At 67.2% G+C, this 22863-nt stretch carries 20 protein-coding genes; 9 read left to right on the plus strand and 11 right to left on the minus strand.

Annotation, left to right across the window (positions count from 1 at the left end; all coding sequences use genetic code 11):
• The first annotated feature begins 37 nt into the window (after window positions 1-37).
• The 3 genes from PHLH3_RS19015 (at window position 38) to PHLH3_RS19025 (ending at window position 1898) form a co-directional block, all read left to right on the plus strand.
• Window positions 38-658: a DUF998 domain-containing protein gene (locus PHLH3_RS19015; protein WP_213625372.1), complete on the plus strand. Its 621-nt coding sequence runs from the start codon at window positions 38-40 to the stop codon at window positions 656-658.
• Between the two features lie 121 nt (window positions 659-779).
• Entirely contained in the window at window positions 780-1352 is a 573-nt protein-coding gene (locus PHLH3_RS19020) for a hypothetical protein (RefSeq protein ID WP_213625373.1), read from the plus strand.
• A gap of 60 nt (window positions 1353-1412) precedes the next feature.
• Complete coding sequence (locus PHLH3_RS19025; protein WP_244862912.1) at window positions 1413-1898, plus strand: DUF3916 domain-containing protein; 486 nt, start codon at window positions 1413-1415, stop codon at window positions 1896-1898.
• A 19-nt stretch (window positions 1899-1917) separates the two neighbouring features.
• On the opposite strand, the gene PHLH3_RS19030 is transcribed toward PHLH3_RS19025, so the two are convergent.
• Window positions 1918-2958, minus strand: a complete 1041-nt coding sequence (locus PHLH3_RS19030) for an AraC family transcriptional regulator (RefSeq protein WP_213625375.1) — start codon at window positions 2956-2958, stop codon at window positions 1918-1920.
• Window positions 2959-3206: 248 nt separating this feature from the next.
• Between PHLH3_RS19030 and PHLH3_RS19035 the strand changes: the two genes are divergently transcribed.
• Window positions 3207-4157 carry a transporter gene (locus tag PHLH3_RS19035; protein WP_213625376.1) on the plus strand — a complete coding sequence of 317 codons (951 nt, stop codon included), beginning with the start codon at window positions 3207-3209 and terminating at the stop codon, window positions 4155-4157.
• Window positions 4158-4292: 135 nt separating this feature from the next.
• Here the strand turns inward: PHLH3_RS19035 and PHLH3_RS19040 are convergent, their stop codons facing one another.
• From PHLH3_RS19040 to PHLH3_RS19060, 5 genes are all read right to left on the minus strand, one after another.
• On the minus strand, window positions 4293-5501 hold the full coding sequence (locus tag PHLH3_RS19040; protein WP_213630621.1) for a DSD1 family PLP-dependent enzyme: 1209 nt from the start codon (window positions 5499-5501) through the stop codon (window positions 4293-4295).
• 81 nt (window positions 5502-5582) lie between these two features.
• Complete coding sequence (locus PHLH3_RS19045) at window positions 5583-6914, minus strand: D-arabinono-1,4-lactone oxidase (RefSeq protein ID WP_213630623.1); 1332 nt, start codon at window positions 6912-6914, stop codon at window positions 5583-5585.
• A 76-nt stretch (window positions 6915-6990) separates the two neighbouring features.
• The gene (locus tag PHLH3_RS19050) at window positions 6991-7359 is read right to left on the minus strand and encodes a c-type cytochrome (RefSeq protein WP_213625377.1); all 369 of its coding nucleotides are present in this window, start codon (window positions 7357-7359) and stop codon (window positions 6991-6993) included.
• A gap of 157 nt (window positions 7360-7516) precedes the next feature.
• Entirely contained in the window at window positions 7517-8008 is a 492-nt protein-coding gene (locus PHLH3_RS19055) for a GNAT family N-acetyltransferase (protein ID WP_213625378.1), read from the minus strand.
• 524 nt (window positions 8009-8532) lie between these two features.
• The gene (locus tag PHLH3_RS19060) at window positions 8533-9219 is read right to left on the minus strand and encodes an endonuclease I family protein (protein WP_213625379.1); all 687 of its coding nucleotides are present in this window, start codon (window positions 9217-9219) and stop codon (window positions 8533-8535) included.
• Window positions 9220-9535: 316 nt separating this feature from the next.
• On the opposite strand from PHLH3_RS19060, the gene PHLH3_RS19065 reads away from it, so the two are divergent.
• Window positions 9536-9892 carry a transcriptional regulator gene (locus PHLH3_RS19065; RefSeq protein ID WP_111263116.1) on the plus strand — a complete coding sequence of 119 codons (357 nt, stop codon included), beginning with the start codon at window positions 9536-9538 and terminating at the stop codon, window positions 9890-9892.
• Here the strand turns inward: PHLH3_RS19065 and PHLH3_RS19070 are convergent.
• The gene (locus tag PHLH3_RS19070) at window positions 9867-10745 is read right to left on the minus strand and encodes a DMT family transporter (protein WP_173178310.1); all 879 of its coding nucleotides are present in this window, start codon (window positions 10743-10745) and stop codon (window positions 9867-9869) included. The two genes, PHLH3_RS19065 and PHLH3_RS19070, sit on opposite strands and share 26 nt — an antisense overlap.
• Window positions 10746-10893: 148 nt before the next feature.
• On the opposite strand from PHLH3_RS19070, the gene PHLH3_RS19075 reads away from it, so the two are divergent.
• Complete coding sequence (locus PHLH3_RS19075) at window positions 10894-11130, plus strand: DUF3820 family protein (protein WP_213625380.1); 237 nt, start codon at window positions 10894-10896, stop codon at window positions 11128-11130.
• A 253-nt stretch (window positions 11131-11383) separates the two neighbouring features.
• A complete protein-coding gene (gene putA / locus PHLH3_RS19080) occupies window positions 11384-15358 on the plus strand; it encodes a trifunctional transcriptional regulator/proline dehydrogenase/L-glutamate gamma-semialdehyde dehydrogenase (RefSeq protein WP_213625381.1) in 3975 nt (1324 codons plus the stop codon).
• A gap of 464 nt (window positions 15359-15822) precedes the next feature.
• Here putA and PHLH3_RS19085 read toward each other — a convergent pair whose 3' ends face one another.
• From PHLH3_RS19085 to PHLH3_RS19095, 3 genes are all read right to left on the minus strand, one after another.
• Window positions 15823-16341 (minus strand): ankyrin repeat domain-containing protein, encoded by a 519-nt coding sequence (locus PHLH3_RS19085; protein ID WP_213625382.1) that lies wholly within the window; start codon window positions 16339-16341, stop codon window positions 15823-15825.
• A gap of 156 nt (window positions 16342-16497) precedes the next feature.
• Window positions 16498-16794 (minus strand): antibiotic biosynthesis monooxygenase family protein, encoded by a 297-nt coding sequence (locus PHLH3_RS19090; RefSeq protein WP_173179385.1) that lies wholly within the window; start codon window positions 16792-16794, stop codon window positions 16498-16500.
• Window positions 16795-17061: 267 nt separating this feature from the next.
• Complete coding sequence (locus tag PHLH3_RS19095) at window positions 17062-17949, minus strand: LysR family transcriptional regulator (protein WP_173179383.1); 888 nt, start codon at window positions 17947-17949, stop codon at window positions 17062-17064.
• Between the two features lie 181 nt (window positions 17950-18130).
• Here PHLH3_RS19095 and PHLH3_RS19100 point away from each other — a divergent pair, with 181 nt between their 5' ends.
• Both PHLH3_RS19100 and PHLH3_RS19105 read left to right on the plus strand, forming a co-directional pair.
• Window positions 18131-19366, plus strand: a complete 1236-nt coding sequence (locus tag PHLH3_RS19100; protein WP_244862913.1) for an MFS transporter — start codon at window positions 18131-18133, stop codon at window positions 19364-19366.
• Window positions 19367-19516: 150 nt separating this feature from the next.
• Complete coding sequence (locus PHLH3_RS19105) at window positions 19517-22198, plus strand: hypothetical protein (protein WP_213625384.1); 2682 nt, start codon at window positions 19517-19519, stop codon at window positions 22196-22198.
• A 9-nt stretch (window positions 22199-22207) separates the two neighbouring features.
• Here the strand turns inward: PHLH3_RS19105 and PHLH3_RS19110 are convergent, their stop codons facing one another.
• Window positions 22208-22825, minus strand: coding sequence for a hypothetical protein (locus tag PHLH3_RS19110; RefSeq protein ID WP_213625385.1), 618 nt, complete (start codon window positions 22823-22825; stop codon window positions 22208-22210).
• Between the last annotated feature and the right edge of the window lie 38 nt (window positions 22826-22863).

Below are 22863 nucleotides of genomic sequence, written 5' to 3' on the forward strand. Positions count from 1 at the left end.
GCGATCAACCATCCATAACGACGGGGAGTGTTGTGCCGTGAAGACCATAGACCGGGCGCTACTGGTAATGGGCATGCTGATTCCGCTCTGGCTGTTCGCCGGTGTCACTCTCACCGCGCTCGCCTACCCCGGCTACAGCCACCTCGACCAGGCGATGAGCCAACTGGGCGCCGAGGGCGCTCCTACCCGGCGCTTCTCCGCCTGGGTCAACAACCTGCCGCTGGGGGTGTTGTTCGTGCTCTTCGCCGCCGGCCTGGCGAAGCGATTCGGAACGTCGCGCCTGGCATTGGCAAGTGCTGCGCTGATCCTCCTCCACGGCCTGGCGAGCTTCGCGACCGGCTACTTCGCCTGTGACCAGGGCTGCGCCCCGGCCCAACCGTCCGCCTCGCAACAGGTCCATAACCTGGCGGGAATGGTGATGTTCGTGACGCTGACGCTGGCCACCGCACTGTGGGTGCTGCTTGCCAAAGGCGCCTTGCGCTCGCCCGGGTTCGGGTTGTTTTCCGCACTTTGCGTGATGCTGGCCCTGGTCACGCTGGGGTTGATGGGCAAGGCCTTCGCCGATGGTCATCTGTTCGGCCTGTACCAGCGGCTCAATTACGGAGTGTCGGTCATCTGGGTCGCTACCCTGGCGCTTTTGGCCTTGCGCCGCGCCTAGTGCGGACCTCATCCCGGCGTCGCTTGCGGGCCCCCTCTCGGATCGACCGACACTCGTCCCCGCTATCTCACGATGCCAAGCGAGCGCAAGAGGGGTGCCCCTGCGCAGTCAGGAAAACCCGGTGACAGCACTTGCCAAGCTCGGCATGGAAGGCATTTCCAGGCAGACTGCGCTGGCCACCGAACCTGCCGGGGAGCGGGTAGAACCGGGCAGCGCCGTCTATTCTCCCGCCTGTTCTGGCTCTGCACGCCCCCCGCCCGGTCCCGGCAGGCCCTTTTTTCGCCGCAAACCCTCGATTGAGCATCCCAGGCAATGCACTCGGGAACGAGTGACCATGAAAACCCAAGGATTGATACCTGAAATGAAAATGCTTCCGGCAGCCGCATCCGCCGCCTTGCTTCTGCTGATATCACGCACTTCCTCAGCGGATTTCATTGATGATGAATGGAAATGGATGATCCAAAGGGACTTCAAAGAAGGCTGCGTTACCCAGCTTCATCAATATCTGGTGACTTCGGGATTCAACGGGAGCCGCAGCGGGGCCTGGCTCGTCGAGTCCTGTGAGGGGCTCTTTGAATATGGATCGAGCTATCACACCGACGCAGCCCTGCCCGCAAGCGAGCGCCTCAGCGTCAAACGGCTTCGAAAACTCCCCCCGATGCCCCCCGAGCAAATAAAGAAAATCTACTTCTAATCGGGCGACCAATAACCGGCGTTTGAAGAGCGAGAGGCTTCCTACTTGCGGCGTTTGATCTTGAGCGACAAGAAACTGCGTGGCGTCCATCGCCGCCTTCGAGCCCTGGAGCGATGGGCGGCGGGCTTCCAGGGCCAGTTCCATCCGCGCGGCCAGGACATGGCGCGCTACCTGAACTGGAAGATCCCGGTGCCGAACACCCTGGTCCAGGGGCCGCAGGCACGCATCGAACACCAGGCCTTCTGCGCCCAGCAGATGCTGGAGGCCGCCGCCCATCTATCCCGCGCAGCGGATCGCAGCCAGGGCTATTACCGGGTCGCCTGCATCCTGGTCTGGCCCTGGTTGCACCAGAGCGAAGTGACGGTGTTCCACGATCGCGACTACTACCTCGGCTTTCTCGGGCAGGGGAACGGGCTCGCACCCGAGCGCCTGAGCGACAGGCTCGCGCTGAGGGTGCCCGCCCATTTCATCGAGCATGGGCATGACGCGACCCAGGCCGATGACGACCTGGCCGTCCAGTGGTGGTGCATCGGCGAGCCCGCGTAGACGCCACTCGCCCGGCGCATCACTGCGCGGCCATCACCTCGTCGCGGCAGGCGGAGGGGCTCTGCCCGGTCCAGCGCTTGAAGGCCCGGCGGAAGCCGCGCACATCGCTGTAGCCGAGCTCTTCGGCGATGCGCTCGATGGGCAGGTCCGGGTTGCCCAGCAGGCTCATGGCGCGCGCCCGGCGCACCTGCTCCTGCAAGGCGTCGAAGGTGATGCCGTGCTCGGTGAGGCGACGGCGCAGGGTGCGGCTGCTCATGTTGAGATCGCGGGCGACCTTGTCGATCTGGCTGCCATGGGCGAGGTCGCGGCTGATGGCGCGCTCCACCGTCTGCAGCAGGTCCATCTTCTGCTGCACCTGCGCGCATTCGAGCTCCAGCAGGTTGAGCGCCTGGCGCAAGGCGACGGGCTGGTGGCTGGGCAACTGCATGTCCAGCCAGTGGCTGGCGATGACCATGCGGTTATGCAGGCAGCCGAAATGCAGGTTGGGGCCCAGCAGGCGCTGGTATTCGGCGACGTAGCTGGGCGCGGCATGGGTGAACTCGAAGCGCAGGGGCTGGAATTCGGCATCGACCAATGCGCGGTTGTAGACCATCAGGCTGGCGAAGAACTCCTCCACCGCGAACACCTGGACGTCGGCATGGGGCAGCCGGCATTCCACCTCGACGACGCTTTCCTTCGCCCCCTCGTGCAGGGTGTAGACGGCCATGCCGCCGGTGGTGTGCTGGAAGCGTCGCCCGACATCGAAGGCATCGCGCAGGGTCTTGCACAACGACAGCACGTGGCCCAGCAGGCCGAGGGTGCCGAGCACGTTGCGGTGCCCGACCCACAGCCCCAGGCCACCGTCCGGGAAAGCCGCGAGGGCGCGCTGGATCAGGGTCACCGCCTGGCGGTAGGAGATGCGCTGGGCGGGGTCCTGCAACTCGTCCGGGGTGAAGCCGAGGCCGCGGCACAGGCGCTCGCTGCTGACGCCCTTGTCGTTCGCCACCTCCGTGAGGGTCTGCAGGAGGAAGGGCGAAACCAGGGCGAGGTCGAGCTGGGGATCGAGGGTGGCGATAGGCATGGCAGGCAGTTCCCGAACCGAGGCGCCTGAGGTTCTTGTTCTGCGGCCAGGACGCGCGGCGGCGCCATCATAACGCGTTGGCGGGTTCACCAAGAGCGGGTGTAACAGAATATTGCTAGCTGTCCCCGAAAAGCCCCCTGCCTGTCCGGCAATGCCCTGCATCGCGCGGCCTTGAGCGCTTATTTCTATGGGCCGGCGCGGAACCCGGTTCCGCGACCGTCCGCCAACAATAAGAAACGAGCTCAATCATGAACCCGATCCGCGTTCCCCAGCTGCCCTCGCTGGCAGCCTCACTCGTCGTCGCGACGTCCCTCGCCCTGCCCGCCCAGGCCACCGAGAACGGTGTCGACAACATCGGCCCCGGCACCGATGGCTTCTTCGTCCTGCCGCTGGACGTGAACAGCCTTCCGGACCACATGTTCGCCTTCAACCTCTACTACAACCACTACGAGTCGAAGAAGCTGGACATCAGCTCCCTGGGCGGCAAGGTGCCGGAGGTGAAGATCACCTCCGATGCGATCATCCCGCGCCTGGACTACCTCAGCCCGCTGCGGCTGCTGGGCGGCCGGGTCGGCGGCTACGTGGCGCAGCCCTACATGCGCCAGCAGGTGGCGCTGTTCGGCCAAGAGAGCCGCCGCGAAGCCCAGGGCGACACCACCATCGCGCCGCTGATCCTCTGGGACATGGGCAAGGACCTGACCCTGGGCGCCGCCCTGGAGATCACCCTGCCCACCGGCAGCTACGACGCCGCGCGGCCGGCCAACACCGGCAACAACTTCGTCACCTACAAGCCGCTGCTCTCGGCCACCTGGCAGCCCAGCGAACGCACCGAGCTGTCGGTCAAGGCCACCTACAGCTTCAACAAGGAGAACCCGGACACCGACTACCAGTCCGGCCAGCTGTTCCACTTCGACTACTCCACCAGCTACCGGGTGACCGATAACCTGCGCCTGGGCCTGAACGGCTACTACGTGAAGCAGACCACCGACGACAAGCAGTTCGGCCGCACGGTGACCTTCATGGGCGAGGACGTGGACGACGGCGTGCGCGGGCAGGTCTTCGCCATCGGCCCGGCGGTGCACCTGACCTTCCTCAAGTACGCCAGCGTGGAGATGCGCTGGGCCAAGGAGTTCGCCGTGGAGAACCGCCCGGAAGGCGAGATGTTCTGGGCCAAGCTGAACCTGCCGTTCAGCCTCTGAACCTTTCGGTCTCTGAACCTTCCCGAAACGCAGAACCCCAGGCAAGGGCCTGGGGTTCTCTCGGCAAGGTGGCACCAACCGCAGGAGCGAGCGCTGCTCGCGAAGCGCCTCACCCAGGGTTGGCTGACCCCGCGCTCAGCTGTACACCGGCCACTGCTCGACGATGCGCCCGTCACGCACCGCCAGCAGGTCGCCGAACTGCAGGAGGATGGATTCGGAGTGGGTCGGCCGCAGGAACACCTGGTCATCCACGGACAGGCCGACGGCGTGGGAGCCGTTGATCATTTCCTGGTTGGAGCTACGCCCGTAGAGGCCGTTGAACTGCAGGCCCTTGGGCGACTCCGGTTCGGCCATCCAGTTGCCGCCGTAGATGAAGAAGGTCTCGCGCTGGTTCGGGTCCCACCAGGAGAACAGCGCCGACTTGCCGTCCAGCGCCGGGATGCGCACCGCGCCGGTGCTCTTGAGTACCGGGGTGGCGATGTAGGCCGCCGGCTGGTGCTCCTCCAGGGACGCCAGGTCGTAGTGGGTGGGCTTGAGCAGCGCAGAGCCCACCGAGACCTCGCTGCTGGTGCGCTCGCGCTCGTGCATGCGGTAGCTGGGGCTGCCGGCGGTGTTCAGGGTCAGGTCCGGGCGCCACAGCGTTGGGTGCCGGGTGCGGGCGTAGTCGACGAAGCCGTCGTACAGCGTCATCACCTTGGCGAAGAGCGCCTCGGGTGAGCCGAGGATGCCGGGCACGCCCATGCCGACGAAGGGGTCGTAGCCCATGAAGCCGGCGAACTCCAGGTGCTGCGGGTTGGCGCCGATCAGCTCGAGCATCCGCCCGAGGCCGGCCGTGTCCTGCACGCCGCCTCGGTGTAGCCCCACGTCCAGTTCGATGTTGATGCGCATGCGGATGTTCAGGGCCTTGGCCAGCGCCAGGTACTGCGCCAGTCGCTCGGGGGTGTCGAGCAGCCACTGCAGCTGCCGGGCCGGCTCGAACGGGCCGCGATGGGCCTCGTAGAACAGCTGCGCGGAACGCACCGGCAGGGGCTTGCCGAGCAGGATGTCCGACCCGGGGAAGCGCTCGGCGTCGTGGTTGAGGAAGGGCTGGTGGAACGACATCAGCCGCTGGGTGCCGGCGCGCTTGGCGATGTAGTCCAGCAGTTGTGGCGACGGCAGGGACTTCTCCACCAGGCGGAGCGACTTGCCGGCACGGCGCACCGACTGCATCACCACGTCGATGTTGTGGTCCAGCCGGTCGAGGTCGATCAGCATCACCGGGCGCATCGGCCCCTGGGCCTTCAGCTCGCGGTTCAGTCGGGCGAAGTAATCGCTGTACGGGGCGCCCTTGTCGGCCGGCCGCAGCCAGGCGCCGACACCGGCGAGCAGTACGCCGGCACCGGCCGTGCCGACGAGGAATTTGCGACGGTTCATGGCTTCTCCTTGTTATCCGGCCACGCCGAGGATCGAGGACAGGTGCGCATTGAGGAACTTGCCGCTCGGGTCCAGCGCCTGGCGCACCTCGGTGAATTCCTTCCAGCGCGGGTAGAGCGCCTGCAGGGTGCGCGCGTTGAGCGTGTGCAGCTTGCCCCAGTGCGGCCGGCCGGCGTACTTCCAGAAGATCGGTTCGATGGCGGCGAAGAAGTTGTGGTGGTCCATGCTGTAGTGCTGGTGAACGGAGATGCAGCAGCTGTCGCGGCCCTCGAACATGCTCAGGGGGATGTCGTCGGCCTTCACGTAGCGGTACTCGATGGGGAACCAGGTGCGCAGGTCCTTGTCGCGGATCAGCGCGAGGATCTCCCGCAGGCAGGCCGGGCCATGCTCGGCGGGCACCGAGTACTCCATCTCGTTGAAGCGCACGTTGCGCACGTTGGCGTAGATCTCGTGGGAGTCGCCGACCCGGTCGTCGAAGCTGGCGATGTGGCGCAGGCTGTTGAGCAGCGCGCGGCGTGCGGCGGGGAAGTCGCTGCCGTACTTGTCGAGGTTCTCGATGATCTTCACGAAGCCGTTGCCGCCCTCCTCCTCCGGGTCCAGCGGTGGCGTCGCCGGGTCGGTGGTCTCGTTGAGGGCGACGGACAGCGCGTAGTCGGAATGGGTGATCACCAGCATCTCCCAGTGCTGGTTGTCGCGGGTGAGGTTGCCCACGTCCTCCAGCAGTTCTTCGGTGCTGGCGATCCACTGCTTCTCGCGCAGGCGATAGGCCTCGCGGTTCTGCAGGCGCACCCGCGTCGCCACGCCCAGGGCGCCCAGGGACACCCGCGCGGCGTTGAACACTTCGGGGTGGCGCTGGGCGTCGCAGTCCAGCACCTCGCCGTTGGCGGTCACCAGTTGCAGGCCGGTGACCTGTGAGGAATAGGAGCCGAAGCCGACGCCGGTGCCGTGGGTCGAGGTGGCGATCGCCCCGGCCAGGGTCTGGTAGTCGATGTCGGCCATGTTCGGCAGCGCCTGGCCGACCGCCTGCAGCGCCGGCCCCATGAGGGACATCGGTGTGCCGGCGGCGAACTCCGCCTGCAGGGTGGCCGGGTCGTGGGCGAGCAGGCCGTTGAAGTAGGCCAGCGACACCAGGGTACCGTCGGTGGGCACAAGGGCGCTGAAGGAGTGGGCCGAGCCCACCGGGCGGACCTTGCCTTCGGCCTGACGGATGAGCTGGACCAGCTCGTCCAGGCTCTGCGGGGCGAGGCGTGCCTGGGGCAGGCAGCTCTGCCCGCCGGACCAGTTGCGCCAGGGGATCAGCCGGGGCGCGCGGGCCAGTTCCGCCAGCGCCGGGGTGCAGGCCAGCGCGGTGAAGGCGCCGGCGACGCCGGCCCGCTGCAGCAGCTGGCGTCGGGTGAGGTTCATAGCCATGTAAGACGCCTTATTCGAGGTGCTGACCGGACATGAAGGAAATCAGCGCGAGGAACTGTTCTTCCGAGCACTGCATGCACATGCCCATCGGCGGCATGCCCTTGAAGCCATTGATGCTGTGGTCCAGCAGGCTATCGGTGCCCTGGGCGACACGCGGCGCCCAGGCGGCGGTGTCACCGCTCTGCGGCGCCCCGGAGGCGGGGTTGGCGTGGCACAGCTTGCAGCTGGCGTCGTAGACCTTGGCCAGGGCCGGATCGGCCGGCGCCAGGGTGGCGGCATTCTGCGGCGCGGCCGGCTTGGCCTCCTCGCCACAGCCGCCGAGCAGCCCGGCCAGGGCCAGCAGGACGGCGGGAATCAGCAGGTTCGCGGGTTTCGGCATCGCACTCCCCTCTTCTACCGTGCCAGGCGGCACGGCGCTTGTCGTGGTGGGTAGAGGGCAACGTTAAGCCAGGCGCCCCTGCGCGCCCGAGGGCAATGGCGGACAGCCAGGGGGCTTTAACGGGACATCACGCGATGTGAAAACAGAACACCACGGCTCAGCCGATAGCCTTGGCCATCTCGCTGGTGGCGGCCCAGCCCAGCGCCTCGTACACCGGCCTGCCGACCTGGGTGGCATGCAGCACGGCGAAGCCCAGGCCGCGACGGATGAACTCGGCCTCCGCCAGCTTCATCAGCGCCGACGCCAGGCCCCGGCGCCGGTAGTTAGGCTCGACGAACACGTTCAGCACATAGCCGCGCTGGCCCACCTCCGGATGGGACGGATGCGGCGGCCATTCGATGCTCATCAGGCCGATGGCCGCGGCGATGCGCGCCTCGTCCATCAGCGCGAAACCGTAGTAGCGCCCATCGGCCAGGCGCTCGCGCAGCCAGGGGCGGAAGTGCCCGGTCATCGTCCGCAGCCGCGCCGGGTCGCCCCCCGCCTCGAGGAACATCGCCTCGCGGTGCATGCAGATCGTCTCCAGGTCGCCGGGCGCCAACCGCCGCACCTGCAGGCCTGAAAACTCGATACCGCCAGGAATGTCGTCCATCGCACCGCCCTCATCACCGATGGCCGATGCTAGGGCGCAACGCGCGGCGGCCGATAGGCACAGATCGATGGGAAAAACGGCATACAGCGCGGGGTAGTCGCCATGGATTATCCGGCCATTCGCAACCGGTGCCTGCTGAAGGTCCTCGCGGCTGAAGCCGCTCCCACAAGGGGTGCCTGCACCTCACGGGTTTCACCCGCCACAGGAGCTTGAAGCCCGCACCGCTGCCCGCCTCGTGGGAGCGAATTCATTCGCGATGCACTGTTCCAGGAGCCTTCGCGGTTGATGCGCCAAAACATGGGGTGGCAGACCGCGCGGGGTTGGCGAACCGGCTAACGGGAACCGGCAGACCCGAGGGTCTCCCCGCACGGCCGCTGGCGATGCTACCTCATCAAGCAAGCACAACCTGTAGGGGCGACTTCAGTCGCCAAGCGGTGCGCAGCACCGCCCAAGGCTTCGCGAGCAGAGCTCGCTCCTACAAGGAAGCACGTGCCTCTCCAGCTCGGCTGGAGAGGCCACCTCCCTCACTTGCACAGCTTCAGGTTCACCGCCCCCACGAAGCGGTTGCCGTGGCCCATGGCGCAGGCGACGCGCTGGTTGCGGTTCCGCTCCCAGGCTTCCACCGGGTACTGCTTGTTCCAGGCGGTGTAGAGCTGGCGGTCCTGCCTGGACAGGCGCAGGCCGTAGCGTTCGCTCATGTAGAAATAGGTGCGCGCGATCATCCCGCGCACCTGCTGGCGCGGCATGGCCTTGCGCGCCTTGAAGTCCACCACCATCTGGCAGGCACCGTACTGGCGGGGCTTCTGCGGCAGCCAGCCGAAGCCGTAGTTGCTGCGATCGCCATTCACCTCGCCGATGCTCGGCACGAGGTTGTGCAGGTCGGCCTCGGCGCGACGGAAAGCGGCGTCGTTCCTCGCGCAGTTCTCGCGCCCGCCCTTCTGCCAGCACTGGCGCTGGTGGCCGATGACCCAGGCAGGGACGATGTGCTCCCACTCGATGCGCTTGGCGCGCTGGGCGTTGGTGCGGGGTACGTAGCCGCAGCTCTTGAGGTCGACCTTGTTGCCGCTGTAGCGGCAGCCGCAATAGAACTCGACGGGGTGGGAGGCGTAGAGCTTCCAGGCGACTTTCTTGGCTTCCTGGAAAGTGCGGGGGGCGGAGGCATGGGCGGTGCCGGCCAATAGAAGGCTCAGCAGCAGGACGAAACGGATCATTACTTCTGGGGTTCCCGGTACGGCTGTTTTCAAGGCTCTCACTGACAACGTTTGTTCATCGGAGTTTTGTTGCAAACGAAGCGGCGAAGCTGATAGATGTATAAATATACAGTATTTCAGGGAAGCGTCCTATGAACCTTTCAGCTCCGTTGGCCTTGCCAAAACCACTGTCACAAATCCCTGGGATCATCGTTTCCCAGGTCACCGGTCTCGGCTTTCCACCCCGCTCGCCGAAGCGGCCGGACACCCGCCCCCTGCGCCAGCCGGCTGGAAGCCGCATCAAGGCGCATGGCCCGCATTGAGGAGGAGAACAGGGATGGTCGACGTACTGCAGCTGAAATACACGGTCAACCGGATGGCCGTGGACACGGTGAGCGAAGCGGTCGCGGAACTGCGCCTGGAAGGGCTGGTGACCGACGGCAAGACGCCGTTCACACGGGTGCACTTCAACACCTGCCTGGCGGAGATCGAGGCGCTGTTCCAGCGCGCCGGCTACCACAAGCAGCTCGATGTGGTGGGTTACCAGGGGCTGGCCTATGCCCTCTTCGACCCGGCCCGCTGGGAGCCGGTGGAGGTGCTGCGCTGGCTCAAGGAGTACGTCGACAACGCCCAGGCCAGCCACACGCTGGCACGCAGCGTCGACGACTTCAGCGCCGCTGCGCGTAGGCCGTGAACAGGCCGCTGCCGACGATCACCAGGATGCCGACCAGGCCGATGGCATCCGGCGCGTGGCCGAACAGCACGAAGCCGAGCAGCCCGGCGAAGACGATCTGTCCATAGCTGAACGGCGCCAGCAGGGCCGGTGACGCGTACCGGAAGGCCTGGGTGAGCAGCACGTGCCCGCCCATTCCGCAGGCTCCCAGCGCCAGCAGGAGCAGGCCGTGGGCCAGCGTGGTCGGTGCTTCCCAGAAGAACGGCACCAGGGTGCTCATGATCAGGGTGTTGGTGATGCCGGTGATGAAGTTGCTGGTGCCGGGGCTGTCGGTCTGGCTCAGGCGCCGGGTGAGCAGCTGGTAGAAGCCGAAACACAGCGCCGAGGCCAGCGGCAGGAGGATCGCCGGGGTGAACAGCGAGCTGCCCGGCCGCACGATCAGCATAACCCCGCCCAGGCCCAGCAGCACCGCCAGCCACTGCCCGCGGGTGACACGCTCGCCGAGCAAGGGCACCGACAGCGCCGTCACCAGGAGCGGCGCCAGGAAGTTCACCGCCGTGGCTTCCGCCAGGGGGATGTAGCGCAAGCCGGTGGTGAAGAACAGGCTGGTGCCGATCAGGCACAGCGCCCGGCCCAGCTGCAGCAGCGGACGCTGGGTGCGCAGCACGCGCAACCCTTCGCGGGGCAGCAGGAAGCCGGCCATCAGCAACGTATGCACCAGGTAGCGCACCCACACCACCATGACGATCGGGTAGAACGCCGACAGGTACTTGGAGATCGCGTCGTGGCTGGAGAACAGGAAAATCGCCACGCAGACGAGCAGGATGCCCTTTAGGGGCTCCTCTCGGCGCAGCGAAGGTATCTGGGTGCTCATGGGGATTCCGGGGCGCCCGCCCCCTTTTGGGTAGCAGACTAATGATTAGGCGGCTCAAAAATATCGGCTTCGTGACGCGCACTCAAGTGACAGCCGGCGGATAGCGGGTATTCTTGCCGACCTCTTCTTCCCGGCCGGTACGAGACCGATGAACCCCGAAGACCTGCTGCTCCTAGTGACCCGTGAAATGCCCTACGGCAAGTACAAGGGCCGCCTGCTGGCCGACCTGCCCGGCCATTACCTCAACTGGTTCGCCCGTGAAGGCTTCCCGAAAGGTGAGATCGGCAGACTGCTCGCCCTGATGCAGGAGATCGACCACAACGGCCTCAAGCCCCTCCTCGACCCGCTCCGTCGTTCCGCCGGGCACCGCAGAAATCCCGATTGATCCACAGGTGCAACCAGAAACGGTCTAGGCTAACGACTGGGCGACGCAACCGCCCTCGAAACACCGGGTTGCACCTTTGCAGGGAAAGCCGCCAGCCCACTGGCACCAAGGCGGTGCGAGTGATGGCCGGGGCGGAAACAGGTGATCGGAAATACCGGAAAACTTAGGTTGCACCTGGTTGCACCTCGCTTCACGCGCGGATACTCTTGGCGCCGCTAAGCCGTCGCGACCACGGCAGGAATGAGGATAAGAAATGGCAACCACCACCACCCTTGGCGTGAAACTCGATGAAGCGACCCGTGAGCGCCTCAAGGAAGCCGCACGCCAGATCGACCGCACGCCGCACTGGCTGATCAAGCAGGCCATCTACAGCTACCTGGAGACCCTGGAAAGCGGCAAGACCCTTCCCGAGCTCCAGGGCATCGCCGCGCGCCTGGCCGAGGGTGACCTGGAAGCGGTGGACGCCCTGATCGACCCGATCCACCAGCCGTTCCTCGATTTCGCCGAAAGCATCCTGCCGCAGTCCGTGCTGCGTGCCGCCATCACCGGGGCCTACCGCCGCCCCGAGGAAGAAGTGGTGCCCATGCTGCTGGAGCAGGCACGCCTGCCCGCCGACATGGCCGACGCCACCTACAAGCTCGCCTATGGCATCGCCGAGAAGCTGCGCAACCAGAAGAGCGCCAGCGGCCGCGCCGGCATCGTCCAGGGCCTGCTGCAGGAGTTCTCCCTCTCTTCCCAGGAAGGCGTGGCGCTGATGTGCCTGGCCGAAGCCCTGCTGCGCATCCCCGACAAGGGCACCCGCGATGCCCTGATCCGCGACAAGATCAGCAACGGCAACTGGCAGCAGCACCTGGGCCAGAGCCCCTCGATGTTCGTCAACGCCGCCTCCTGGGGCCTGCTGATCACCGGCAAGCTGGTGTCGACCCACAACGAGGCCGGCCTCTCCAGCTCCCTGAACCGCATCATCGGCAAGTCCGGCGAGCCGCTGATCCGCAAGGGCGTGGACATGGCCATGCGCCTGATGGGCGAGCAGTTCGTCACCGGCGAGACCATCGCCGAGGCCCTGGCCAACGCCAGCACCTTCGAGACCAAGGGCTTCCGCTACTCCTACGACATGCTCGGTGAAGCCGCGCTGACCGAGGAAGACGCCCAGCGCTACCTGGCGTCCTACGAGCAGGCCATCCACTCCATCGGCAAGGCCTCCCACGGCCGCGGCATCTACGAGGGCCCGGGCATCTCCATCAAGCTCTCCGCCCTGCACCCGCGCTACAGCCGCGCCCAGTACGAGCGGATGATGGACGAGCTGTACCCGCGCCTGCTGTCGCTGACCCTGCTGGCCAAGCAGTACGACATTGGCCTGAACATCGATGCCGAGGAAGCGGACCGCCTGGAAATCTCCCTCGACATGCTCGAGCGCCTCTGCTTCGAGCCGCAGCTCAAGGGCTGGAACGGCGTCGGCTTCGTCATCCAGGCCTACCAGAAACGCTGCCCGTACGTGATCGACTACGTCATCGACCTGGCCCGTCGCAGCCGTCACCGCCTGATGATCCGCCTGGTCAAGGGCGCCTACTGGGACAGCGAGATCAAGCGCGCCCAGGTCGACGGCCTGGAAGGCTTCCCGGTCTACACCCGCAAGGTCTACACCGATGTTTCCTACATCGCCTGCGCGCGCAAGCTGCTGGCGGTGCCGGATGCCATCTATCCGCAGTTCGCTACCCACAACGCCCACACCCTCTCGGCCATCTACCACATCGCCGGGCAGAACTATTACCCGGGCCAGTACGAGTTCCAGTGCCTGCACGGCATGGGCGAGCCGCTGTACGAGCAGGTGGTGGGCAAGATCGCCGACGGCAAGCTGAACCGCCCGTGCCGCATCTACGCACCGGTGGGCACTCACGAGACGCTGCTGGCCTACCTGGTCCGCCGCCTCTTGGAAAACGGCGCCAACACCAGCTTCGTCAACCGCATCGCCGACCAGACCATCTCCATCAAGCAACTGGTGGAAGACCCGGTCGTCAGCATCGAAGCCATCGCCGCCGCCGAAGGCGCCCTGGGCAAGCCGCACCCGCGCATCCCCCAGCCACGTGACCTGTATGGCGCCGCCCGCGCCAACTCCAGCGGCATCGACATGTCCAACGAGCACCGCCTGGGCTCCCTATCCAGCGCCCTGCTCAGCAGCGGCCACGCCGACTGGCGCGCCCGCCCGATGCTGGGCTGCCCGGTCTCCGAGGGCGAGAGCCTGCCGGTGACCAACCCGGCCGACCGCCGCGACATCGTCGGCCACGTGCAGAACGCCAGCCTGGAAGACGTCGGCAACGCCGTGCTCGCCTCGCTGACCGCCGCGCCGATCTGGCAGGCCACCCCGCCGGTGGAGCGCGCTGCCGCCCTGGATCGCGCCGCCGACCTGATGGAGGCCGAGATCCAGCCGCTGATGGGCCTGCTGTGCCGCGAAGCCGGCAAGACCTTCGCCAACGCCATCGCCGAAGTGCGCGAGGCCGTCGACTTCCTGCGCTACTACGCCGCCCAGGCGCGCCACGACTTCGCCAACGACAGCCACCGCCCCCTGGGCCCGGTGGTCTGCATCAGCCCATGGAACTTCCCCCTGGCAATCTTCAGCGGCCAGGTGGCCGCCGCCCTGGCCGCCGGCAACACCGTGCTGGCCAAGCCTGCAGAGCAGACCCCGCTGATCGCCGCCCAGGCCGTGCGCATCCTGCTCCAGGCCGGCATCCCCGAAGGCGCCGTGCAGTTGCTGCCGGGTGAAGGCCATACCGTCGGCGCCGCACTGGTCAGCGATGAGCGCGTCAAGGGCGTGATGTTCACCGGCTCCACCGAAGTCGCCGGCATCCTCGCCCGCAACGTCGCCGGCCGCCTGGACTCCCAGGGCCGCCCGATCCCGCTGATCGCCGAGACCGGCGGGCAGAACGCGATGATCGTCGACTCCTCCGCGCTGGTTGAGCAGGTGGTGACCGACGTCGTCGCCTCGGCCTTCGACAGCGCCGGCCAGCGTTGCTCGGCCCTGCGCGTGCTGTGCATCCAGGAAGACGTCGCCGACCGCGCGCTGGAGATGCTCAAGGGCGCCATGTCCGAATGCCGCCTGGGCAACCCGGACAACTTCGCCATCGACATCGGCCCGGTGATCGACGCCGAAGCCAAGGCCGGCATCGACAAGCACATCGAGACGATGCGCAGGAAGGGCCGCCACGTGTTCCAGGTCGCCCGTACCGAAGGCGACGTGATGAGCCGCGGCACCTACGTGATGCCGACCCTGATCGAGCTGGAAAGCCTGGACGAGCTGGAGCGCGAAGTGTTCGGCCCGGTACTGCACGTGCTGCGCTACAAGCGCCAGGACCTGGACGAGTTGCTGGACCAGATCAACGCCACCGGCTATGGCCTGACCCTCGGCGTGCACACCCGCATCGACGAGACCATCGCCAAGGTGGTGGACAAGGCCCATGCCGGCAACCTCTACGTCAACCGCAACATGGTCGGCGCCGTGGTCGGCGTGCAGCCCTTCGGTGGCGAAGGCCTCTCCGGCACCGGCCCGAAAGCCGGCGGCCCGCTGTACATGTACCGCCTGCTGGCCACCCGCCCGGTGGACGCCGTGAGCCGCACCTTCAAGCGCATGGACGAACAGGCGGCCGACGCTCACCTGCGCAACAGCCTGGAGCAACGCCTGGGCAAGCCGCTGGATGCGCTGAAGGAATGGGCGGGCAAGGAAGGCAAGGCCGAGCTGGCCAGCCTCTGCGACAGCTTCGCCGAACTCTCGCAGAGCGGCCTGACCCGCACCCTCCCCGGCCCGACCGGCGAGCGCAACACCTACATGCTGCTGCCCCGCGCCAACGTGCTGGGCCTGGCCGACGACGAAGGCGACCTGCTGACCCAGCTGACCGCTGCCCTCGCGGTCGGCAGCGCGGTGGTCTGGCAGGACGGCGACCTCACCAAGGCCTTGCGCGGCAAGCTGCCCAAGGCGGTGCAGGCGCGCATCCGGCTGGTCGCCGACTGGAAAGCCGAAGGCGTGGAATTCGACGCCGTGCTGCACCACGGTGACTCGGACCAGCTGCGCGGCATCTGCCAACAGGTGGCGGCGCGCAAAGGCCCGATCATCGGCGTCCAGGGCCTGTCCCAGGGCGAGACCGCGGTGCCGCTGGAACGCCTGCTGATCGAGCGCGCGCTGAGCGTCAACACCGCAGCGGCCGGCGGCAACGCCAGCCTCATGACCATCGGCTGATGGCCGGCAGGCCAGGCGAACGCCTGGCCCGCCACCCGTTCCAACCAGGGGCTCCGGCCCCTGGCGCCCACCGCCTCAAGAGGGATGTGGGCACCCAAGGTTCCCGGTGATCCGCCTGGCGCCTTTTCCAACAGGCGGCTCGTCCCGCCATCCAAGGCCTTCGGGCAAAGGAGCAGCGCCACAAGCGCCGCTCCTTTTTCATTTCTGCCGTACGGAAAATCCGCGGATAGCGTCTTTCGCAGGGTCGGTGACGCTCTTTTCATCCACCGGGGAACACAGCACCCCGTAGATTGGGCTGAGGCACGAAGCCCAACGCAACAGACCCGAACCACACGATGTTGGGCCTCGCTGCGCTCGGCGCCAACCTACGGGCACGCTGGCAGGCTCGGAACGAATTCCATCGCGGATGAATCCGCTCCCACAGGGAAGAGCGGGCGAATGAATTCGCCCCTACAACAGATGGATCAATGCCGCGCGGACAGGCGCTCCACCGCTTGCGCCGCGCCCATCTGCCGGGCGGCGGACAGGGCGGTGGCACCACCCGCATCGGTGGCGTCGATGCGTGCACCGTGGGCCAGCAGGCTGTCGATGATTTCGCCGCGGTTGAACATGGCCGCCATCATCAGCACCGTCTTGCCATCGGGTGTCGGGCCTTCCACGTCGGCGCCGTGGGCCAGCAGCAACTCGACCATGGCCAGGTCGCCCTTGAAGGCGGCACCGGCGAGTGGCGTCTGTCCGATGTTGTTGCGCAGGTCCGGGTCGGCGCCGTGCTCCAGCAACACCCGCACAGCCTCCCGGTGGCCGTGGTAGCTGGCCAGCATCAGCAGGCTGTCGCCCTTGTGGTTGCGAAGGTCCACCGGCAGGCCCTGCTCGAGCAGCGCGGCCAGGCCCTGCGCATCGCCGTTACGGGCCAGGTCGAACACTTTGTTGGCAAATTCCAGGGTCGCGTCATCCAGGACGACCGCCGCGTTCTGCTCGCTCATTCAGGCTCTCCTCGAAGTGGCAGCTCGGCTGCGAAAATCAGTGGGGCCGATGATAGGGAAGCAGCCGGGGCGCGGCTCTTAGGGATTCTCTATGGGTGTGAAAGCCGCTGCGGATCGAGCGGGTACGCATGCGCCATTGCAGCGCCGCCGCTGTCGCTAGGCGTGGTCGGTGAAATAGCGGGCTTCGAGCACCAGCGTCCCCTGCAGCACATCGGCCAGGCACTGCCCGCAGGTGCCATCGCAGTAGTGCTCCAGCGCCGCCTGGTTGGCCCAGCAGCCCTGCAGCAGCCACAGGTCGGGGTCGTCGGGGGCGCGCAGCACCTCGTGGCTGATGCAGCCCTCAATGCGACGCGCCGGCTCGACCAGCGCCAGCAGGCGCTCGCCCAGCTCCTCCGAGCGACCGTTGCGGGCGCGGATGGATGCGAGGCTGGTAAAGGTTGGGGACAGGGTCATGGTCTGCTCTCCTCTTGCACGTGGCCCAGGACACAGGCCTCGATCAGCGGCATGGCGAGGAACAGGGACGTCAGCACCAGCAGCCACAAGACCGTCGGCAATGCTGCACGATCGGCCTTGCGTGGGTTGCTTCTCTGCGGCTCTCGCATCGCCTTCGACCTCGGCATGCGGCGCCCGTAATGGGCGCCGATACAGGGAGAGACTACGGACGCAAAGGCTTTTCCGGTTAGACGATTCCTGCGCGATGCTTGCCTGATCCTGCGAATCTCACGCAGTCAGCATCCGGATGAAGGAGCGCGACAGCGGCGAGCGCTCGTCACTGCGGCGCACCAACCACACCGCCGTGGTCGCCGACGGGTCGAGCAGCGTGCGATAGACCACGCCATCGAACTGCATGCGGGTGAAGGAGGCCGGCAGCACCGAAACGCCGAGCCCCGCCGCCACCAGGCCGATGATGGTCAGCGCGCTGTGGGACTCCTGGGTGATGCGCGGGCTGAAGCCCATCTCGTGGGTCAGGGCGATCAACTGGTCGTAGAGCCCGGTGCCGGCGGTACGCGGGAAGTACACGAAGGGTTCGTCTGCCAGCGCCTGCAGATGCAGGCCGGCGTCGAAGGCCGGGTCCGTCGCCAACGGGTGGTCGGCGTGCAGCACCGCCACCAGCGGTTCGCGGAACAGCTCCACCGCCACCAGGGACTCCGGCAACGGCAGCGGGCGGATCAGCCCCACCTGCAGGCGCCCGTTGAGCAGGGCCTCGACCACATCGCGGCTGACCATCTCGTGCACCTCCAGTTGCACATCGGGGTAGGTGCGACGAAAGCGGAAGATGGCCTGGGGAATGATCGAGGTGAAGGGCGCCGACGAGGTGAAACCGACCTTCAGCTCGCCCAGTTCGCCGCGCTGGGCCCTGCGCGCCACATCGGTCGCCTGCCCCACCTGGGCCAGCACCTGGCGCGCCTCGACGAGAAACAGCCGCCCCGCCTCGGTCAGCGCCACGCGGCGGTTGGTGCGCTCGAACAGGCGCGCGCCCAGCTCCTCCTCCAGCGCCTGGATCTGCTGGCTCAGGGGTGGCTGGGAGATGCCCAGCAGCTCGGCGGCGCGGCCGAAATGCAGCTCTTCGGCGACGGCGATGAAGTAGCGCAGATGACGGAGTTCCATGACTGATTGATATGTCCTGCCTATCAAAGATGCCGAACAATATATTGGAAAGTATCAGTCCCGGCCGATAGGCTTTTCCCATATCCCGAACGAACCAGCCACTCCACCCCTCCAGCGGGTGCGACGGCACACGCCTGCGCGACAGGCGCCGGGGCCCTGATATCGCCTGCCGAGGTGCATGATGAAAGCGTCCGCCCAGGACACCGCGCTGCCCAGCCATATCGCCAAAGGCACACCCGCCTTCCTGCGCACCAGCCTCGCGCTGTTCTGCGGCGGCTTCGCCACCTTCGCCCTGCTCTACTGCGTGCAACCGATGATGCCGGTGCTGGCCCGGGCCTTCGCCATCAGCGCCACGCAGAGCAGCATGGTCCTGTCGGTTTCCACCCTCGCCCTGGCCTGCGGCCTGCTGCTGACCGGCTCGCTCTCCGACGCCCTCGGGCGCAAGCCGGTGATGGTGGTCTCGCTGCTCTGCGCCGGGCTCTTCACCCTCGCCAGCGCGGCCATGCAGAGCTGGGAAATGGTGCTGGCCATGCGCGTGCTGGTGGGGCTGTCGCTGAGCGGGCTGACCGCCGTGGCCATGACCTACCTGAGCGAGGAGATCGACCCGCGCCATACCGGCCTCGCGGTCGGGCTGTACATCGGTGGCAACGCCATCGGCGGCATGAGCGGGCGACTGGTGGCGGGGGTGATGGTCGACTACGTCTCCTGGCACTGGACGCTCGCCACCATCGGCGCGCTGGCGCTGATCGCCGCCCTGGTGTTCTGGCGCGTGCTGCCCGAGTCGCGGCACTTCCAGGCGCGCCCCATCACCGCGAAGAACCTCTTCGGCGGCTTCGCCCTGCATTTTCGCGATGCGCGCCTGCCGCTGCTGTTCCTCGAAGCCTTCCTGCTGATGGGCAGCCTGGTGACCTTCTTCAACTACATCGGCTTCCACCTGCTGGATGCGCCCTACCACCTCAGCCAGGCGGCGGTGGGCATGCTCTCCATCGTCTACCTGTCGGGCACCTACAGCTCGGCGATGGTCGGCTCGCTGGCGGATCGCGTCGGCCGGCAGAAGGTGCTCTGGGTGGTGATCCTGCTGATGCTGGCCGGCTTCGGCCTCACCCTGCTCGAGCCGCTGGCGCTGATCCTGCTGGGCATGCTGCTGTTCACCTTCGGCTTCTTCGGCGCCCACTCGGTGGCCAGCAGCTGGGTCGGGCGCCGCGCCGTGCAGGCCAAGGGCCAGGCGGCCTCGCTGTACCAGACCTTCTACTACGCGGGCTCGGGGATAGCCGGCACCCTCGGCGGGTTGTTCTGGCACCGCGCCGGCTGGAGCGGTATCGGCCTGTTCATCGGCGGCCTGCTGGGCCTGGCGCTGCTGATCGCCCTGCACCTGGCCCGGCAACCCCAGGGCGCGGCCTGTGCGAGCAAGCCATAGCGCATTCTTCGTGACGCCCGCGACCGTGAGGTCCGACTGAACAGGTCCACGCCGGAGGCCTGGAACGAACCCTTGCCATGATGGCAATCGGCCCGACTCCTGCTTTACTTGGCGGACTTCGACGAGCGATGACGACCAGGGAGCGGCGCGATGGAAGACCAGTACAAGGCGGAACGGGATCGGATCACCTGGCGCCGCAAGGCCCTGGGCCTCGATGGCGGCAACGAGACGCCAAGACGCCCCTGGGCCCTGGCCCTCTCCGGTGGCGGCATCCGCAGCGCCACCTTCTGCTTCGGCGTGCTCCAGGCCCTGGCCCGCGCGCCCGTCGACCCTGGGGCGAACCGCCCCCCGAAGAACGGCGAAGACGATCCCCACACCCACCTGCTGCCGCGCTTCGACTACCTCTCCACCGTCAGCGGCGGCGGCTACATGGGCTCGTTCTTCTCCAGCCTGTTCCAGCCCGAGCGTCTGCGACCGGTCAATGGCGACGAGCAGGAAAAGGCCCGCCAGGCCGCCCTCGAGGCCTACCGGGTGATGCGCTACCAGCCGCCGGGGCGCATCCACTCCTCCGACAACTACCGGGCCGCCCCGGTGGGCGCCGGCCCTACCGCCTGGCTGCGCGAGAACGGCCGCTACCTGACGCCCACCGGCGCCGGCGACCTGATCTATGCCCTGGCGATGACCTGGCGCAACTGGCTCTCGGTGCAGTACGTGATCGGCATGCCGATGCTGCTGGTGCTGGCCCTGATCGCCCTCGCCCAGGGAGTCGCCTGCCACCTCTGGCCGACCGGCCCGCTCTGCGCCAGCCTGCTGCTGGTGCCCGGCGGCGTGGCGCTGCTCAGCGTGGCACCGCTGATGCTCGCCTACTGGCTGATCTACTCGCGCAAGAGCCAGGACGAGCCCCCGGCCCTGGCCAACTGGGCGACCCTGTGCGCCGTGGTGATCGTCGTCGCCATGGCCATCCCCGCCATCTACCTGCAACTGCACACGCCCGACACCACCAACCCGGTGGAAATCCTGCTGTGGCTGACCATCATCGTCACCGTGCTCGGGCTGCTCTGGTGCGCGGCGCTGGTCTTCACCCAGGACCACGGCTCGACCCCCGATGACGCCGGCCTCGACGCCAACAACGTGCGCAACTACCGGTTGCGGGTCACCCGTGCGCTGAGCCAGGCGATCACCGTCACCGGCGCACTGCTGGCCCTGGCGCTGCTCCACCAACTGGCCCAGGAGCTCTACGTGGTGCTCGCCCGGGGCTACTGGCAGGCCTCCGCCCCCGCCGCGCTGCTGCCGGCGCTGGCCTGGATCGCCCGCCACCTGGCCCGCGCCAGCGACGACAAGCCGCTGCCCAGCTGGCTCAGCAGGCTGCCGCTGGACGTCATCGCCCTGGTCGCCGGCATCGTCATGCTGGTCTGCATCGCCCTGCTCTGGGGCCTGCTGGTGCAATGGGTGGCCTGGAACGGCCAGGTGCCCGGCCCGGACGCCATGCCGCCCTTCGCCCTGCAGCGCCTCACCGGGCTCGCCGTCGTGGCGGCGCTGCTGGCCTGGGTCTCCGGGCAGTTCATCGGCTTCATCAACCTTTCCACCCTGCAGGCCTTCTACGCCGCACGCCTGACCCGTGCCTACCTAGGCGCCTCCAACGGCCAGCGCTTCGACGTGCCCAGCCGGCAGAGCCGCAAGCGCATGAGCGTGGCGCAGACCCTGTCCCACGACGACATCGCCCTGGACAGCTACTACCGCACCCGCACCGCCGGCCCGCTGCACCTGATCAACGTCACCATGAACCTCACGGTCGACCCCTCAGAGCAACTGGTGCAGCGCGACCGCAAGGGCAAGCCGCTGTGCGTGGCGCCCTACTGGTACGCCCCAGGCAACACGGATGCCGAGGCGGTGAGCTTCATCCTCGACGGCGAGCGCAAGGTGCGCATCGCGCCCAGCGGCAAGGGCGAGATCAACCAGCCGCTGTCCCTCGGCCAGTGGGTGGCCACCTCCGGCGCCGCCTTCAGCACCGGCCTGGGCCGCGCCACCAGCCTGGGCACCTCCCTGGCCCTGGGCCTGGCCAACGTGCGCCTGGGCACCTGGTGGCAGAGCAACTTCCCGCCGCGCCAGGCCGGCCCGTCGAAGAACTCCGAGCGCCTGTCGCGCTGGCTGCCGGCGCAGACCTACCTGTTCTACGAACTCACCGCGCACTTCCACGGGCACCGCCGCGACAAGCTCTACCTCACCGACGGCGGCCACTTCGAGAACACCGCCACCTACGAACTGGTACGCCCGGAGCGCGACATCGAGCTGATCGTCATGTGCGACTGCGGCTGCGACCCGGAGTACCGCTTCGACGACCTGGCCAACCTCATCCGCCTGTCGCGCATCGACCACGCCCTGGAGATCGAGGAAGACAACGACGTGCTCGACCACCCGCTGCTGTCCCGGGTGTTCGCCAGCCTCGAGGGCTTCCGCCAGCCGCCTAAGCCCACCGATCGCCACTGCGCCATGCTGCTCAACGTGTTCAGCAGCGGCGAACGCGACGATGCCGACGCCCCGCGCGTTCTCACCAGCCGCATCCTCCTGCTCAAGCCACGGCTGATCGAGTCGCTGCCGGTGGACGTGCTCAACTACGCCCGCGCCAACCCGGTGTTCCCCAACCAGAGCACCGCCGACCAGTTCTTCGACGAAGCCCAGTTCGAGAGCTACCGCCAGCTCGGCCTGTGCATCGGCCAGCAACTGTTCGGCGACGGCCTCAACCAAAACGCCATCGCCAATGCCCTGTGGAGCTACCTGGCCAAGCCGCCGCGCGGCGTGCGCCTGAATCGCAAGGCTGATGATCGAGGGTAAGCGGAGCCGTCAGGCTGGCGGGAAGGCGATGACCGTCAGCTTCACCGAGCCATCGAAAGAGCCCGGTTGCTGGGCGCTGTGCATCTGCCAGTGGTTGGCATCGTTCTGCGACTGGGTGATCACGCCGACGAAGGGCGCGGTCGAGGTCGAGGGATTGCGGCTACCGACGAAGTCACCCCCCAACCGGCTCGGCCGCATGGTCTGGAAGTCGAAATAGCGGAGCGTTCCCCCGGCCAGTATCGCGTTCAGCCAATGGCACTTGTTCTCACTGTCATGAGGAACGAAACCCGACGCCAGCACCGCGAAAACGGTCTTCTCCGGCTGGCCTCGCATCCACGCCTCGGCATCGGTGCGATCGAGGGAATCACCCGAGTGAATGGCCTTTCGGCCGGCGTTGACGGCGACGTAGTCGGCGATCGCAATGGCCTGGGCCTTGGTATCGGGCCCCATGGTCGTCTGGCAATCCCCGGTGTTGCGGGCCTGGGCGACATGGGAGGAAGAAATGCTCGAGTGCCCAAGCGTCAGGTTGACGGCCCCGGCAGCGGTACAGGCTGCGCAATTGCGGACCGACTCGCCCCGGTAGGGCTGCCAGCGCAACCCGGATACCGCATTCACATGATCGACCATGATGACCTCCCTGCTCTATCGTCAGCGCCCGATCGAGG

Source organism: Pseudomonas sp. Pc102 (assembly GCF_018408275.1).
GTDB lineage: Bacteria > Pseudomonadota > Gammaproteobacteria > Pseudomonadales > Pseudomonadaceae > Metapseudomonas > Metapseudomonas tohonis.